Raw genomic sequence first — 14,322 nt, 5'->3', positions numbered from 1 at the left:
TTCTCTCGAGAGTTGTTGCCTTCAGTGCAGTATTTCTGTTGCGGCCTCAGCCCGTGGGCGAATCGGCGGACTCCGCGGCCGCCGCCTGCTCTGCCTCCCGGGCGGCCCTGCGCCGGTCGGCCTTCACGGCGACGAGGGCGTTGTTCAGCCCGGTGCCCAGCGGCCAGCCGACGTAGTGGCACAGGAAGATCGCGGCCTCCTCGCACTGCTGCTCGGTGAGCTCCTCGTTCTGCAACGCCGCATTGAGCTGGATCTTCGCGACGTCGCCCTGCCCCTGCGCGGTGATCGCGCCGAGCAGCAGCAGGCGCCGGTCGCGCAGGCTCAGGCCCGGCCGGGTCCAGATGTCGGCGAACAGGTGGTCCGCGGTCACGGCGAAGAAGTCGCCGGGCACGTTGGACGGCATCTCCCAGCCGTACACCTGATTCATCATGGCAACGCCGCGCTTGCGGGCCTCGGTGGGGTCTGAGCCGTTCTGGTCGGTCATGCGTTCTCCTTGGCGGTGGATTCTGCGATGGTTCCGGTGCCGACGCCGAGCCCCGGACCCAGTCCGGCCAGGGCGCGCAGCGCCAGCGGAAGGTCGACGCCCAGGCGCGCGCCGAGGTCGAGGGCGAGGGCGAGGTCCTTCTCGCCGAGGTTGCGGACGTGGCTCAGGATCGAGAACCAGCCGTCGGACTCGGCGACCGGGGCGGTGGTCTCGCGCAGCATGATCGCCCCGGCGCCGCCGGTGATGGCGTCGGTGTGCCGGACCCACCTTGCCGAGGGTGCGGATGTCGAGGCCGGCGGCCTCGGCGAGTCGCTGCGCCTCGGTGGCGGCGGTGAACGAGATGAAGTGGAGCAGGTTGCGGGCCAGCTTCATCCGCGTTCCCGCGCCGACGTCGCCGGCGTGGACCACCAGTTCGGCGAACCGGCCGAACGGCTCGCGGACCGCGGCGAACGCCTCCTCCGGACCGCCGACCATCACCGCGAGGCGACCCTGCTGGGCGCCGGGTGCGCCGCCGCTGACCGGTGCGTCGATCAGGTGGACGCCCGCCTCGGCGCAGGTCCGGGCGAGTTCGACCGCGGTGACGTCCGAGATCGTGGAGTGCACCGCGATCACCGTCCCCGCCCGCGCGGTGGACAGGATGCCGTCCGGGCCGGCGACCACGTCGCGGACCTGGGCGTCGTCGAGCACGGTCACCGAGATCACCGTGGCCTCGGCGGCGACGGCGGCCGCGGTGGCCGCGCCGCGTGCCCCGGCCGCCGTGAACGGCTCGGCGGCCTCGGGGCGGGCGTCGCAGACCACCAGGCCGCCCGGCCAGTCGAGCAGCCGTTCGGCCATCGGCGCGCCCATGTTGCCCAGTCCGATGTAGCCGAGCGTCGTGTCGGTGGCTGCCGCGGTCATGACCGGTAGACCTGTCCGCCGTCGACGTTGAAGATCTGGCCGGTGACCCAGCCCGCCTCGTCGGAGAGCAGGAACAGGCACATGCCGACCAGGTCGTCGGTGGTTCCCATGCGCTGCAGCGGAATTCGCTTGACCATGTCCTTGACGATGTTGCCGGGGGTGACGGTGCGGGTGGCCTCGGTGTCGATCGGGCCGGGCGCGATCGCGTTGATGCGGATGTTCGACCAGCCGAGTTCGGTGGCGAGCTGCTGGGTGAGGCTGTTGACCCCGGCCTTCGCCAGGCCGTAGTAGTTCGAGTACAGCCAGGCGGCGGTGGAGGACTGGTTCACGATCGAACCGCCGTTCGCGCGCATGTGCGGGACCACGGCCCGGCAGACCTGCAGCGCGCCGTCCATGTTCACGGACATGAACTTGCGGTAGTAGTCCCAGTCGACGGTCAGCAGGGAGTCGATCTTCATGTCGCCGTAGATCGCGGCATTGTTGACCAGGTGCTCGATGCCGCCGAACTTCTCGATGGTGAAGTCGGCCAGCGCCTGGGTCGACGCGCCGTCCGCGACGTCGACCTCCTTGAAGACCGCGCTGCCGCCGTCCGCGGCGATCTGTTTGGCCACGGTCTCGCCGAGTTCGCGGTTCAGGTCCGCGACCACCACGTTGGCGCCCTCGGCGGCCAGCGCCCTCGCGTACCCCTCGCCGATGCCCTGCGCCGCGCCGGTGACGATGGCGGTGCGTCCGTCGAAACGTCCCATGGGATGTCCTGCCTTCTTCTGTCGTGGAATGAACTACGCGGATGCGGGGGAGGCGACGAGCTTGGTCTCCAGGTACTCCTCGAAGCCGGCGACGCCCATCTCGCGTCCGATTCCGGACTGCTTGTAGCCGCCGAATGGCGCGTCGGCGCTGTACCAGACGCCGCCGTTGACGCTCAGGGTTCCGGTGCGGACGCCCGCAACCACCCGGCCGACCCGTTCGGGGTCCGTGCCCCAGACCGCGCCCGAGAGTCCGTACGGGGACTCGTTGGCGATCCGCACGGCGTCGTCGTCGCCGTCGTGCGGCAGGACGACGAGCACGGGACCGAAGATCTCCTCCTGCGCGACACGGGCGGAGTTGTCCAGGCCGGCGATCAGCGTCGGCTCGACGAAGAATCCGCGGCCGAAGTCGGCGGGGCGCCCGCCGCCGGTGACGAGGGTGCCGCCCTCCTCGACCGCGAGCCGCAGGTAGCCCTCCACGCGGTCCCGCTGGCGAGCGGAAATGAGTGGGCCGCACACGGTTCCGGGGTTCGTGGGATCACCGGGCCGGATGCCGGCCATGGTCTTGGCGGTCGCCGCCACGGCCTCGTCGTAGTGCGCTCGTGGGACCAGCAGCCGGGTGGTCAGCGCGCACCCCTGACCCGCGTGCATGCACACGGAGAAGGCCGCGTAGGAACTGGCGGCCTTGACGTCGGCGTCGTCGAGGACGATGAAGGCGGACTTGCCGCCGAGTTCGAGGAACACCTTCTTCAGCGAGTCCGCCGCGGCCCGCATCACGGCCTTCCCGGTCGCGGTGGATCCGGTGAACGAGACCAGGTCGACGCGCGGGTCCTCGGCGAGTTGGGCGCCGATCCGGTGGTCGGTGGAGGTGACGACGTTGACCACGCCGGGCGGGATGTCGGTCTCCTCGGCGATCACCTTCCCGACCAGCGCGGCGCACCACGGAGTGTCGGGCGCGGGCTTGAGCACGACGGTGTTGCCGGCGGCCAGGGCCGGGCCGAGCTTGGCGAAGTTGATCTGGTGCGGGAAGTTCCAGGGGGTGATCGCGCCGACCACGCCGACTGCCTCCTTGAACACCCGACGTCCGGTGGCGATGCCCATCGGTGTGGCGGTGCCGAGATCGGTTTCCCAGGAGTAGCTTTCGGCCAGGTCGGCCCAGTACCGCAGGTCGCCGATCGGTCCCTCGAGCTGGGGTCCGCTGGTGAGCAGGGCGGGGGCGCCGACCTCGGCGATGGTGATCTCGCGCAGCTCCTCGAGGTGGGACTGCAGCGCGTCGCAGAGCTGCCGGAGGCACCGGGCGCGGAAGGCGTGGTCGCGGCTCCAGTCGGTGGTGTCGAACGCGCGTCGCGCGGCCCCGATTGCGGCGTCCATGTCCGAGGAGGTGCCCTCGGCGGCGTGGCCGATGAACTCTTCGGTGGCGGGGTTGAGGACCTCGAAGGTGCCCCCGGACCCCGGAAGCAGCTTTCCGTCGACGAGCAGTGCCGAGCTGTCGGCTGGTCGGAGCGTCATGCGCAAACCCTTCCGTATCTGGACAGGTGTCTGGACTATAGTTCGCACAGATGTCACGCGCAATGAGTTTCGGGCAGAATAGATTTCGAAATCGCTATCGACAAACGAGGGACTTCGTGCCTACTCTTCGTCACACCGCTGAGACACCCGGAAGGTCGTTGCCGGGACGGTCGCCATCGCTCGCGGGACCCGCGGTCCTTCGGTGTCCGCGGGTGGGCGCAGGGTGTGCCCGATCACCGTTCCCTGTTCGTTCGTTCGAAGGGAGATGCAATGAGTCGAGTTGCAGGCAAGGTCGCGTTCGTCACCGGCGCCGCCAGGGGGCAGGGCCGCAGCCACGCGGTCCGGCTGGCCGAGGAGGGGGCCGACGTCATCGCCTTCGACCTCTGCGAGGACATCGGCACCAACGAGTACCCGCTCGCCGGTGAGGGGGATCTCGCCGACACTGCGAAGATGGTCGAGAAGACCGGCCGCCGGGTGGTCGCCGCCAAGGTCGACGTCCGGGACAGGGCGGCGATGGAGTCGCGGTTGGCCGAGGCGGTGGCCGAACTCGGCGGGCTCGACATCGTGGTGGCCAATGCCGGGATCTGCCCGCTGGGCAACCACATTCCGATCATGGGTTTTGTCGACGCGTTCGACGTGGACTTCGTCGGCGTCGTCAACACCGTGCACGCGGCGATGCCGCACCTGGGGGCGGGGGCGTCGATCATCGCGATCGGGTCGGTCGCCGGCCTGGTGCCGCAGACCGGAATCAACGGCCAGCAGGCGCTCCAGGGGCCGGGCGGGGACGGGTACGGGCTGGCCAAGAAGATGATCGCGACGTACACGAGTTCGCTCGCGCTGACCCTCGGCCCCAGCTCGATCCGCGTCAACGCGATCCATCCGACCAACTGCAACACCGACATGCTGCAGAGTCCGCCGATGTACAAGACGTTCCGCCCGGACCTCGAGAGTCCCACCGCCGAGGACGCGGCGGTGACATTCCCGTTCATGCAGGCCATGCCGATTCCGTGGGTCGAGCCCGAGGACATCTCGCACGCGGTGCTGTACCTCGCCTCGGACGAGTCCCGGTACGTGACCGGGCAGCAGTTGCGCGTCGACGGCGGCGCCGGCATGAAGATCGGACTGTAGGGCGCGCCGCCCTGCTGACCAGCCGTGACGACGAGCGAGACGGGCCGGGGCACCGCCCGCCGGGATGGTTCCGGATCTCAAACTGTAGTAGTGTCTGGACATGTGTCTAGTCAAAGTTTCGAGTCCACCCGCCGGCGCCTGACCCCCAAGCAGGCCGACACCGTCGACAGGCTGTGCGCGGCCGCGGTCGAGGTGCTCCGCGAGGAGGACTTCGCTGGCTTGACGGTGCGTACCGTCGCCGCACGTGCCGGTGTCGGTCCCGCCACCGCCTACACCTACTTCTCTTCCAAGGAACACCTGGTGGCCGAGGTGTTCTGGCGCCGGCTCTCGCGCTCGCCCCGGCCCGAGCCCTCGGACTCCGGCCGCACCGGTCGGGTGGTCGCGGTGCTTCGTGACATCGCGCTCCTGCTGGCGGACGAGCCCGGCCTGTCCGCCGCCGTCACCAACGCCCTGCTCGGCGGCGATCCCGACGTCGAGCACCTGCGCGGCCGGATCGGCCTCGAGATCCGGGGGCGCCTGGAGGGCGCGCTGGGTGCGGGACACGACCCCGACGTGCTGGAGACACTCGAACTCCTCTATGCCGGCGCACTGCTCCGCGCCGGCATGGGATACGGCTCCTACGAGCAGCTCGCCGATCGGCTCGAGCGTTCCGCCACAATGATTCTGGAGTGATTCCATGACCGAAGCCCTGATCGACCCGGTGGTCTTCAACCCGTACGACTACCACTTCCACGACGATCCCTACCCCGTCTACAAACGGCTTCGGGAGGAGTCGCCGATCTACCACAACCCGGACCTCGGGTTCTGGGCGCTCTCGCGGCACCGCGATGTCGTGGAGGCGTTCAAGGACGGTCGGCGCCTGTCCAGCGCCAACGGCGTCTCGCTCGACCCGGCGGCCTACGGTCCCCACGCCCACTACGTGATGTCGTTCCTCGCGATGGACGATCCGAGGCACATGCGGCTGCGGCAGTTGGTCTCTCGCGGATTCACCCCACGCCGGGTGGCGGAACTGGACGGTCGCATCCAGGAACTGGCCAGGCTGCACCTGGCTCCGGCGCTCGCGGCGGGGCAGTTCGACGCGATCTCGGACTTCGCGGGCAAGCTGCCGATGGACGTCATCTCCGAGCTGATGGGTGTGCCGGAGCCCGACCGCGCCGAGCTGCGCCGGATGGCGGACCTGGTGGTGCACCGGGAGGACGGCGTGCAGGACGTCCCGCCGGCCGCGGTGGAGTCCTCGATGTCACTGATGACCTACTACAAGGACATGATTGCGCAGCGTCGGCGCTCGCGCACCGAGGACCTCACCTCGGCGCTGCTCGACGCGGAGATCGACGGGGACAAGCTGTCCGACGCGGAGATCCTCGGGTTCATGTTCCTGATGGTGGTGGCGGGCAACGAGACCACCACCAAGCTGCTGGGCAATGCGCTCTACTGGGGCGCCCGCAATCCCGACCAGGTCGCTCCGCTCCTGGACGAGGCGGGCCGGGGGTCCGCCGACGTGTCGCAGTGGACGGAGGAGACCCTGCGCTACGACACGTCGAGCCAGATCATCGCGCGGACCACCACGGAGGATCTCGAGTACTACGGCGAGGCGGTGCCCGCCGGGGAGAAGATGCTCCTCCTGGTCGGCTCGGCCAACCGTGACCCCGACGTCTTCGAGGACGCCGACGAGTACCAGATCGGCCGGAGTTCGACCACCAAGCTGGCCAGCTTCGGGGGCGGCGTGCACTTCTGTCTCGGTGCCCACCTGGCCCGGCTGGAGACGAACATCGCGCTCGCCGAGTTCGCCCGACAGGTGTCCGGGTTCGAGGTCGACGAGTCCGGGATCGAGCGCGTCCACTCGACCAACGTGCGGGGCTTCGCCACCCTGCCGGTGAAGGTGCAGGTGCGCTGATGCCCAGATTCGAACCCCATCCCGCCAGGCGGCCCGCGCTGATCAGCGGCGCGTCCTCGGGGATCGGCGAGGCCACCGCCTGTGCGCTCGCCGAGCTCGGTCACCCCGTCGCTCTCGGCGCCCGGCGGGTCGAGCAGAGCGAGGCGATTGCCGAGAAGATTCGCGGCGGCGGGGGAGAGGCGTTCGCGTACTTCCTCGACGTCACCGACAACGACTCGGTGGACGCGTTCGTCACGGCCGCGGAGCAGGCGCTCGGTCCCGGCGAGATCGTGGTCTCGGGAGCCGGCGACCTCGAGTTCGGCACCGCGGACCAGATGGACCCGGTCAGTTTCGCCAGGCAGATCGACGTGCACCTGGTGGGGGCGCAGCGCCTGGCCCACCGGGTACTGCCCGGAATGCGCGAACGCCGGCGCGGTGACTTCGTGATGATCGGCTCCGACTGCGCCGATCGGCCACGGCCCGGTATGGGCGCGTACGACGCGGCCAAGGCCGGTCTCGAGGCGATGGGGCGGCAGATGCGAATGGAGCTCGAGGGCACCGGGATTCGCGCGTCCGTCGTGCGGCCCGGACCCACCTTCACCGGGATGGGGATGGATTCCACCCCCGAGATCCTCGCCCCGGTCGCCGAGCTCTGGACCAAGTGGGGCTTTGCGCGGCACGGCTACTTCCTGCGCGCCTCCGACCTGGCCAATGCCGTCGTGGCGGTGGTGACCGCACCGCGCGGCGCGCACCTGGTCCTCGTCGAGGTACAGCCCGAGGCGCCCCTCGACCCGCTCCCGACCACCACCTCCTAGGAGACGGCATGACACACGGAGTGCAGGAGAAGCCGACGACACTGCCGGATCCGCCGCGGGTGTCCGGTGGCGAGCACGAGCACGGGCACCTCGAGGAGCTGCGCACGGATCCGATCGCGCTGATGCGCCGGGTGCGCGAGGAGTGCGGCGACGTGGGGATCTTCCGGCTTGCCGACCGTGACGTGGTGCTGCTCGCCGGCGCCGAGGCCAACGAGTTCTTCTTCCGCTCCACCGACGAGGACCTCGACCAGCAGGCCGCCTACCCGTTCATGAAGCCGATCTTCGGCGAGGGTGTGGTCTTCGACGCCAGCCCCGAGCGGCGCAAGGAGATGCTGCACAACTCGGCGTTGCGGGGCGAGCAGATGAAGGGCCACGCCGCCACCATCGGCAACGAGGTCGAGGCGATGGTCGCGGGCTGGGACGACGAGGGCGAGATCGACCTGCTCGACTTCTTCGCCGAGCTGACCATCTACACCTCGTCGGCCTGCCTGATCGGCAAGAAGTTCCGCGACCAGCTCGACGACCGGTTCGCCAAGCTGTACCACGAGCTGGAACAGGGCACCGACGCGATCGCCTTCGTCGACCCGTACGCGCCTGTCGACAGCTTCCGGCGCCGAGACGAGGCGAGGGTCGCGCTGGTCGCGCTGGTGCAGGAGATCATGGACGGGCGGATCACGAGCCCGCCGCAGGGCCGCGCCGACCGCGACATGCTCGACGTGCTGGTGTCCGTCAAGGACGAGAACGGCGAGCTGCGGTTCAGCGCCGACGAGATCACCGGCATCTTCATCTCGATGATGTTCGCCGGTCACCACACCACCTCCGGCACCGCGGCCTGGTCGCTGATCGAACTGCTCCGCCACCCCGACGTGATGACGAGGGTGGTGACCGAACTCGACGAGCTCTACTCCGACGGCGCGGACATCAGCTTCCATGCGCTGCGCCAGATCCCGGTACTCGAGTCGGTGGTCAAGGAGACGCTCCGCCTGCACCCGCCGCTGATCATCCTGTTGCGGGTGGCGCGCGGGGACTTCGAGGTCGGCGGGTACCAGATCCACGAGGGCAATCTGGTGGCGGCGACGCCCGCGATCTCGAATCGGATCCCGGAGGACTTCCCGCGACCCGACGACTTCGACCCGGGCCGCTACCTCGACCCGAACCAGGAGGACATCGTCAACCGGTGGACGTGGATCCCGTTCGGCGCGGGCAGGCACCGGTGCGTCGGGGCGGCGTTCGCGCAGATGCAGCTCAAGGCGATCTTCTCGATTCTGCTGCGGGACTACGAGTTCGAGATGGCACAGCCTCCCGAGACGTACCGCAACGACCACAGCAAGATGGTCGTCCAACTGCAACAGCCGTGCCGGGTGCGCTACCGCAGGAGGTCGCGATGAGAGTCGAAGTGGACCTGGACCTGTGCCAGGGGCACGCGGCCTGCGAGATGGAGGCCCCGGACGTGTTCGCGGTGCCGAACCGGGAACAGGTCACGATCCTCGACGCCGCACCCCCCGAATCGCTGCGCGCCGACGTGGAGAACGCCGTCCGGTACTGCCCGACGCGGGCGCTGCGCATCGCGGAGGGCTGACGAGCACCACGCCACCATCCACACACACTCGAGGGAGACGATTGACGATGACCGGATTCGACCGCGCCGAGCTCGACGAGATGGTTCAGCGCTGGATTGACGAGAACAAGCGGGCCGAGGCCGCCGGCGACTGGAAGCCGTTGGCGGACATGTACACCGAGGATGCGACCTACGGCTGGAACTACGGGCCGAAGCAGGACTTCATGGCCGTCGGGCGCGAAGAGATCCGGGAGGTGGCCCTCGGCCTGGAGATGAACGGGCTCGAGGGCTGGCAGTACCCGTACCAGGACTTCGTCGTCGACGAGCGCAGCGGGAACGTGATCGGCCTGTGGAAGCAGGTCTCGGACGCCACCCGCGCCGACGGCAGCAGCTACGCGGTGCACGGCATCGGCGGCAGCTGGTTCCGGTACGGCGGCAACTTCCAGTGGTCCTGGCAGCGGGACTTCTTCGACTTCGGCAACGTCTCCGCGCTGTTCATGGAGATGATCCAGGACAACGCACTCTCGACCGGCATGCAGTCTCGGATCCAGCGGTCCGTGTCCGGCGAGCGACTGCCCGGCTGGTACCCGGCCGGCAAGGCTCCGGTTCCGTTGTGGTGAGCCCGGTGACGCGGCCCCAGCACTCGTTCGCCGACCTGTCCCGGCGTGACCTGGCCACGCTGGTCCCCGAACTGCTGCTCTGCGGCCAGCTCATCGACCGCTCCGGAATGGCCCATCTGATCGTGGAATTCGGTCGCGAGGGCATGGCGCAGGTCGCCGTCGAGGAGTGGCAGGCGTCGAGCCCCTGGTACACCCGCCGCATGCAGAAGGCGCTGCGCTACGAGGGCGACACCGTGGTGACCATCTTCAAGGGACTGCAGCTCGACATCGGGGCGCCGCCGCAGTTCATGGACTTCCGCTACCGGGTGGACGACCCGCAGCGCGGCGAGTTCTGGCTGGACCACTGCGGCGCACTGATGGACGTCGAACCGCTGGGGGACGAGTACGTGACCGCGATGTGTCACGACATCGAGGACCCGACCTTCGACGCGACCGCGCTCGCCACCAACCCGCACGCCCAGGTACGGCCGATCCACCGGCCGCCGCGCCGGCCCGCCGACCGGCACCCCCACTGCGCGTGGACGGTGGTCATCGACCCGGCCCACGTGCCGCCTGTGATGGAGCCGCACACGGAGCAGATCGGTCGCACTGCGGCCAATGCGGTGGAGCTGAGCCCGATCGAGGCCGACGGGGACGGCGCCCACGACTACTCGGGACCCTTGCTCGCCGACGTCAGGTTCTCGGACTTCTCCTCCTCGGCGCTGGTGCGGATCGCCGAGGAGGTGTGCCTGCAGCACCACCTGCTCGCGCTCGGATTCCTCGTCGCGGTGCGCAAGCGGGCCCCCGAGGGCAAGGTCCTGGAGATCACCCGCAAACAGCTGACCGGCATCGCCGGTGTGGCCGCGCAGCGCATCCGCGACGCACTCGGCCTGCCGTCCGACCTCGAGGGGCTGGCGGCCGTGCTCTCGCTGCACCCGCTGCTCAACCCGAGGCAGTACGTGGACAGCGAGATCCGGTTCGGCGGCGACCGTCTCGAGCTGTGGATCGGTCGCCGCGGCCCGGTCGACGCAGACGGCGGGTGGCCGACGCTCGTCGACGGCGACCACCTGGAGCCGTTGCAGGCGCTGGTGCGCGGGGTGAACCCGCACTTCACGGTGCGGGTCGTGAGCGAGGGCCCGGCCGGTCTGCTCGTCGCCGTCGACACCGACGCCGAGCCGGCACCCGAATGCGTCGAGGTGGCGATCACCAAGGTCAGCACCGGCGCGGGATTTGTCTTCGAAGACCGCGGAATTCCGTTGCCGCTCTACGTGGTGTGAGCGGCCGACCCCGAAGGACGTTGCATGGCCTACACGTTCGCGGACCTGTTTGAGCACGCCGTCGACGCGATGCCGGACCGCATCGCCCTGATCGCCTCGGGGGAGGAGGTCACCTTCCGGGACCTCGACGAGCGTGCCAACCGCCTGGGCCACCACCTCGAGACCTCCGGATTCGGCGCAGGCAGCCACATCGGCATCCACATGCACAACTCGATCGAGACGATGGTCGCCGTGCTCGCGGCCTTCAAGGTCCGGGCCGTGCCCATCACCGTGAACTACCGGTACACCACCGACGAGCTGGTGTACCTCTACGACAACGCCGACCTCGATGCGCTGGTGTTCCACGCGGGATTCGCCGGACCGGTGGCCGAGGCGCTGCCCGGGGCCCCACGAATCCGGCACCTGGTCGAGGTGCCGGACGTGCTCGCCACGGAGCCGAGCCCCGTCCGCCCCGGTGCGGTCCGCTACGAGGACGCGCTCGCGGCGGCCGGCCCGGCGCGTGGGTTCGGCCGGCGCAGTGGCGACGACGTCTACATCCTCTATACCGGCGGCACCACTGGCCGGCCCAAGGGCGTGGTGTGGCGTCAGGAGGACATGTGGCGGGTGCTCGCCGGCGGCCTGGACTTCTTCACCGGTGAACCGATCCTCGACGAGTTCCAGCAGTCCCGCACCGGGGCGGCCGGCGAGCCGATGCGGATGCTGATCCTGCCGCCCCTGATCCACACCTCGGCGCTGATGCCGACGTTCACCGCGCTGCTCGCGGGCAACGCGGTGATCTACGACCCGAAGTTCGACGCCGCCCGAACCTGGCAACTCGTCGGCCGGCATCGTCCGACGGCGATGGTCATCACCGGCGACGCGATGGGCAGACCACTGGTCGAGGCACTGCGCGCCAGCGCGGTGGACACCTCCAGCCTGTCGGTGGTGGCCTCGGGTGCCGCCCTGTTCTCCGGTTCGGTCAAGGACGCCTTCTTCGAGGTCCTCCCGGACCTGCTCATCTCGGATTCGGTCGGGTCTTCCGAAACCGGTTTCGGGGGAATCGGTTTCGCCACCAATGGCCTCGACCAGCGGGGTGGTCCGAAGGTGGGCAAGCACCGTCACACGGTGGTCGTGGACGACGAGGACCGGGTGCAGGCACCGGGGTCCGGCGCCGAGGGCTGGCTGGCGAAGATCGGACCGGTGCCCCTGGGGTACTACAACGACCCGGCCAAGTCCGCCGAGATCTTCCGTCAGGTGCACACCACCGCCGGACCCGCGCGGGCGGTGGTCACCGGCGACCGCGCCCGGATCGAGGACGACGGCTCCGTCACCCTGCTCGGACGCGGCAACATGGTGATCAACACCGGCGGCGAGAAGGTGTTCGCCGAGGAGGTCGAGGCGGTGGTCAAGGCTCACCCCGACGTGTACGACGCGATCGTGGTCGGTGTCCCCGACGGGCGCTGGGGCAGCCGGGTCGCCGTCGTGATGCGGGCCCGCGACGGCCTGCCCGACTTCGAGGGCATCGAGAAGCACGCCCGTAGCCAGCTGGCCGGATACAAGATTCCGCGGTCCTTCTGGATCGTGCCCGAGGTCGAGCGGACACCCAGCGGCAAGCCGGAGTACCGGTGGGCCCGCGGCCACGCGACCGCCCACGCACCCGATCACCGGATCGACTGACATCCCACCGAAAGGCCCCAGCCATGAGCGAGTTGAAGGTTCCGAAACTCGATCTGCCGCCAGGCTTCGACGTCACCGACCCGAAGCTGTACGGCGACCGGGTGCCGTTCGAGGAGTTCGCGCAGTTGCGTCGCAGTGCACCGGTGTGGTGGAACGAGCAGGCGCCGGGAACGGGGGGATTCCACGACGGTGGGTGCTGGGTGGTGTCCCGGCACGCCGACGTACGGGATGTCTCGTTGCGACCGGAGGAATTCTCCAGCAACGTGAACGGGTGCATTCCGCGGCACGAGGACAACATCACCGCGGAGGAACTCGAGGCGACCAAACACGTCCTGATCAACAAGGACGCGCCCGAGCACACGCAGCTGCGCAAGCTGGTCTCGCGACTGTTCACCCCGCGGGCGGTCGAGTCGATGCGGGCGGAGCTCACCGCGCGCGCCGAGACGATCGCGGCCGAGGCCGTCGTGAACGGACGCGGCGACTTCGTCCGGGAGGTGGCGAGCGAGCTCCCGATGCAGGCGATCTCGGAGCTGCTCGGGGTGCCGGATGACGCCCGGGAGCAACTGTTCGACTGGTCCAACCAGATGACCGGGTACGACGACGAAACACTCGCCGGTGCGTCCCGGATGGCGTCGGCGCAGATCCTCGGCTACGCCTACCAGCTGGCGGAGGCGCGCCGAGCGGACCCGGCGGACGACATCATCTCGCGGCTCGTGCACGCCGACGTGGACGGCGACGCGCTGACCGCAGAGCAGTTCGGGTTCTTCGTGATCATGCTCGCCGTGGCCGGAAACGAAACCACCCGCAACGCCACGACACTCGGGATGATCGCGTTCATGGAGAACCCCGAGCAGTGGGAGCTCTACAAGCGGGACCGGCCGAAGACGGCCGCCGACGAGATCATCCGGTGGGCGTCCCCGCTGACGTCGATGCAGCGGACGGCGCTGGTGGACACGCAGATCGGGGGCACCGCGATCGCGGCGGGCCAGCGGGTGGTGCTGCTGTACGGGTCGGCGAACTTCGACGAGGACGTGTTCGAGCACCCGAACACCTTCGACGTCACCCGGGACCCGAACCCGCACCTGGCATTCGGCGGCACCGGCCCGCACTACTGCATCGGCGCCAACCTGGCGCGGATGGAGATCGACCTGATCTTCGACAAGATCGCCGACCACATGCCCGACATCTCGAAGCTCGGTGATCCCCGTCGCCTGCAGTCCGGATGGCTGAACGGGGTCAAGCGATTCGACGTCGACTACGGAGGTCAGTGCCCCGTCGCGCACTGACGCCCCGGGCACAGAGCAGGGTTCGCGTCGGCCTCGACCTGGTCGACGGCCAGTGGCTGGTCAGTGAGATGACCCCGATCTAGGGGGGTGCAGCGCCACCGCAGGGGGTGAGGGTGTCGCCACCTGGGGTGTCTGTCCGTGCGGGCCGTCAGGTCGGAAGCTTGTGTGACCGAGCAAGACCAACCCCACCGAACGAGGAGCACCCAATGTCGAACACCATCAAGCGCGCTTTCGCTACCGCAGCCATCGCCGCCTTCGCCCTGGCCGCCGGAGCGGGCATCGCGTCCGCTGACGCGAACGGCGGTGCGGGCGCACCGGGTGGCGCGGGCGGAACCGCCCAGTCGGGGAACGCCCAGACCGGCAACGGTGGCAATGCCACCGGTGGTGCGGGCGGCAACGGCAACGTGGCCATCGGCGGCGTCAACATCGGCAACGGCAACCAGGGTGGCGTGTCCTCCGGAAACGGTGGCGGCGCGATCGGCGGGAACAGCGGCAAC

The 14,322-nt window shown here is 69.3% G+C and carries 13 protein-coding genes and 2 pseudogenes; 11 read left to right on the top strand and 4 right to left on the bottom strand.

Features of this window, described 5'->3' with window-relative positions; translation table 11 throughout:
• Positions 1 to 46: 46 nt before the first annotated feature.
• The 4 genes and pseudogenes from AC1DWC_RS20855 to AC1DWC_RS20840 form a co-directional block, all read right to left on the bottom strand.
• Positions 47 to 403 carry a carboxymuconolactone decarboxylase family protein gene (locus AC1DWC_RS20855; RefSeq protein ID WP_477911134.1) on the bottom strand — a complete coding sequence of 119 codons (357 nt, stop codon included), beginning with the start codon at positions 401 to 403 and terminating at the stop codon, positions 47 to 49.
• Between the two features lie 77 nt (positions 404 to 480).
• Positions 481 to 1,381, bottom strand: a pseudogene (locus tag AC1DWC_RS20850) (NAD(P)-dependent oxidoreductase).
• The gene (locus AC1DWC_RS20845) at positions 1,378 to 2,127 is read right to left on the bottom strand and encodes an SDR family oxidoreductase (protein ID WP_477911110.1); all 750 of its coding nucleotides are present in this window, start codon (positions 2,125 to 2,127) and stop codon (positions 1,378 to 1,380) included. Before AC1DWC_RS20845 ends, AC1DWC_RS20850 begins: the two are co-directional and overlap by 4 nt.
• Positions 2,128 to 2,160: 33 nt before the next feature.
• Positions 2,161 to 3,633, bottom strand: coding sequence for an aldehyde dehydrogenase (locus AC1DWC_RS20840; RefSeq protein ID WP_477911108.1), 1,473 nt, complete (start codon positions 3,631 to 3,633; stop codon positions 2,161 to 2,163).
• A 270-nt stretch (positions 3,634 to 3,903) separates the two neighbouring features.
• On the opposite strand from AC1DWC_RS20840, the gene AC1DWC_RS20835 reads away from it, so the two are divergent.
• The 11 genes and pseudogenes from AC1DWC_RS20835 to AC1DWC_RS20785 form a co-directional block, all read left to right on the top strand.
• A complete protein-coding gene (locus tag AC1DWC_RS20835) occupies positions 3,904 to 4,761 on the top strand; it encodes a mycofactocin-coupled SDR family oxidoreductase (protein WP_477911106.1) in 858 nt (285 codons plus the stop codon).
• Between the two features lie 102 nt (positions 4,762 to 4,863).
• Positions 4,864 to 5,433, top strand: a complete 570-nt coding sequence (locus tag AC1DWC_RS20830) for a TetR/AcrR family transcriptional regulator (protein WP_477844598.1) — start codon at positions 4,864 to 4,866, stop codon at positions 5,431 to 5,433.
• A gap of 4 nt (positions 5,434 to 5,437) precedes the next feature.
• A complete protein-coding gene (locus tag AC1DWC_RS20825; RefSeq protein WP_477911104.1) occupies positions 5,438 to 6,655 on the top strand; it encodes a cytochrome P450 in 1,218 nt (405 codons plus the stop codon).
• Entirely contained in the window at positions 6,655 to 7,449 is a 795-nt protein-coding gene (locus AC1DWC_RS20820) for an SDR family oxidoreductase (RefSeq protein WP_477911102.1), read from the top strand. The genes AC1DWC_RS20825 and AC1DWC_RS20820 overlap by 1 nt, the downstream gene beginning before the upstream one ends.
• Before the next feature lie 8 nt (positions 7,450 to 7,457).
• Positions 7,458 to 8,837: a cytochrome P450 gene (locus AC1DWC_RS20815; RefSeq protein ID WP_477911100.1), complete on the top strand. Its 1,380-nt coding sequence runs from the start codon at positions 7,458 to 7,460 to the stop codon at positions 8,835 to 8,837.
• On the top strand, positions 8,834 to 9,028 hold the full coding sequence (locus AC1DWC_RS20810) for a ferredoxin (RefSeq protein WP_477911098.1): 195 nt from the start codon (positions 8,834 to 8,836) through the stop codon (positions 9,026 to 9,028). Before AC1DWC_RS20815 ends, AC1DWC_RS20810 begins: the two co-directional genes overlap by 4 nt.
• A gap of 47 nt (positions 9,029 to 9,075) precedes the next feature.
• Entirely contained in the window at positions 9,076 to 9,627 is a 552-nt protein-coding gene (locus tag AC1DWC_RS20805) for a Cif family virulence factor (RefSeq protein WP_477911096.1), read from the top strand.
• Positions 9,621 to 10,883, top strand: coding sequence for a hypothetical protein (locus AC1DWC_RS20800; RefSeq protein WP_477911094.1), 1,263 nt, complete (start codon positions 9,621 to 9,623; stop codon positions 10,881 to 10,883). The genes AC1DWC_RS20805 and AC1DWC_RS20800 overlap by 7 nt, the downstream gene beginning before the upstream one ends.
• A gap of 24 nt (positions 10,884 to 10,907) precedes the next feature.
• Positions 10,908 to 12,539 carry an acyl-CoA synthetase gene (locus AC1DWC_RS20795; protein WP_477911092.1) on the top strand — a complete coding sequence of 544 codons (1,632 nt, stop codon included), beginning with the start codon at positions 10,908 to 10,910 and terminating at the stop codon, positions 12,537 to 12,539.
• 23 nt (positions 12,540 to 12,562) lie between these two features.
• Positions 12,563 to 13,825 carry a cytochrome P450 gene (locus AC1DWC_RS20790; RefSeq protein ID WP_477911090.1) on the top strand — a complete coding sequence of 421 codons (1,263 nt, stop codon included), beginning with the start codon at positions 12,563 to 12,565 and terminating at the stop codon, positions 13,823 to 13,825.
• A gap of 206 nt (positions 13,826 to 14,031) precedes the next feature.
• Positions 14,032 to 14,322, top strand: a pseudogene (locus AC1DWC_RS20785) (hypothetical protein); the annotation flags it as partial.

Source organism: Rhodococcus sp. P4_C10, from assembly GCF_056402135.1.
The sequence above is the reverse complement of the archived record's forward strand: the minus strand, read 5'-3'. Positions and strand labels throughout refer to the sequence as shown.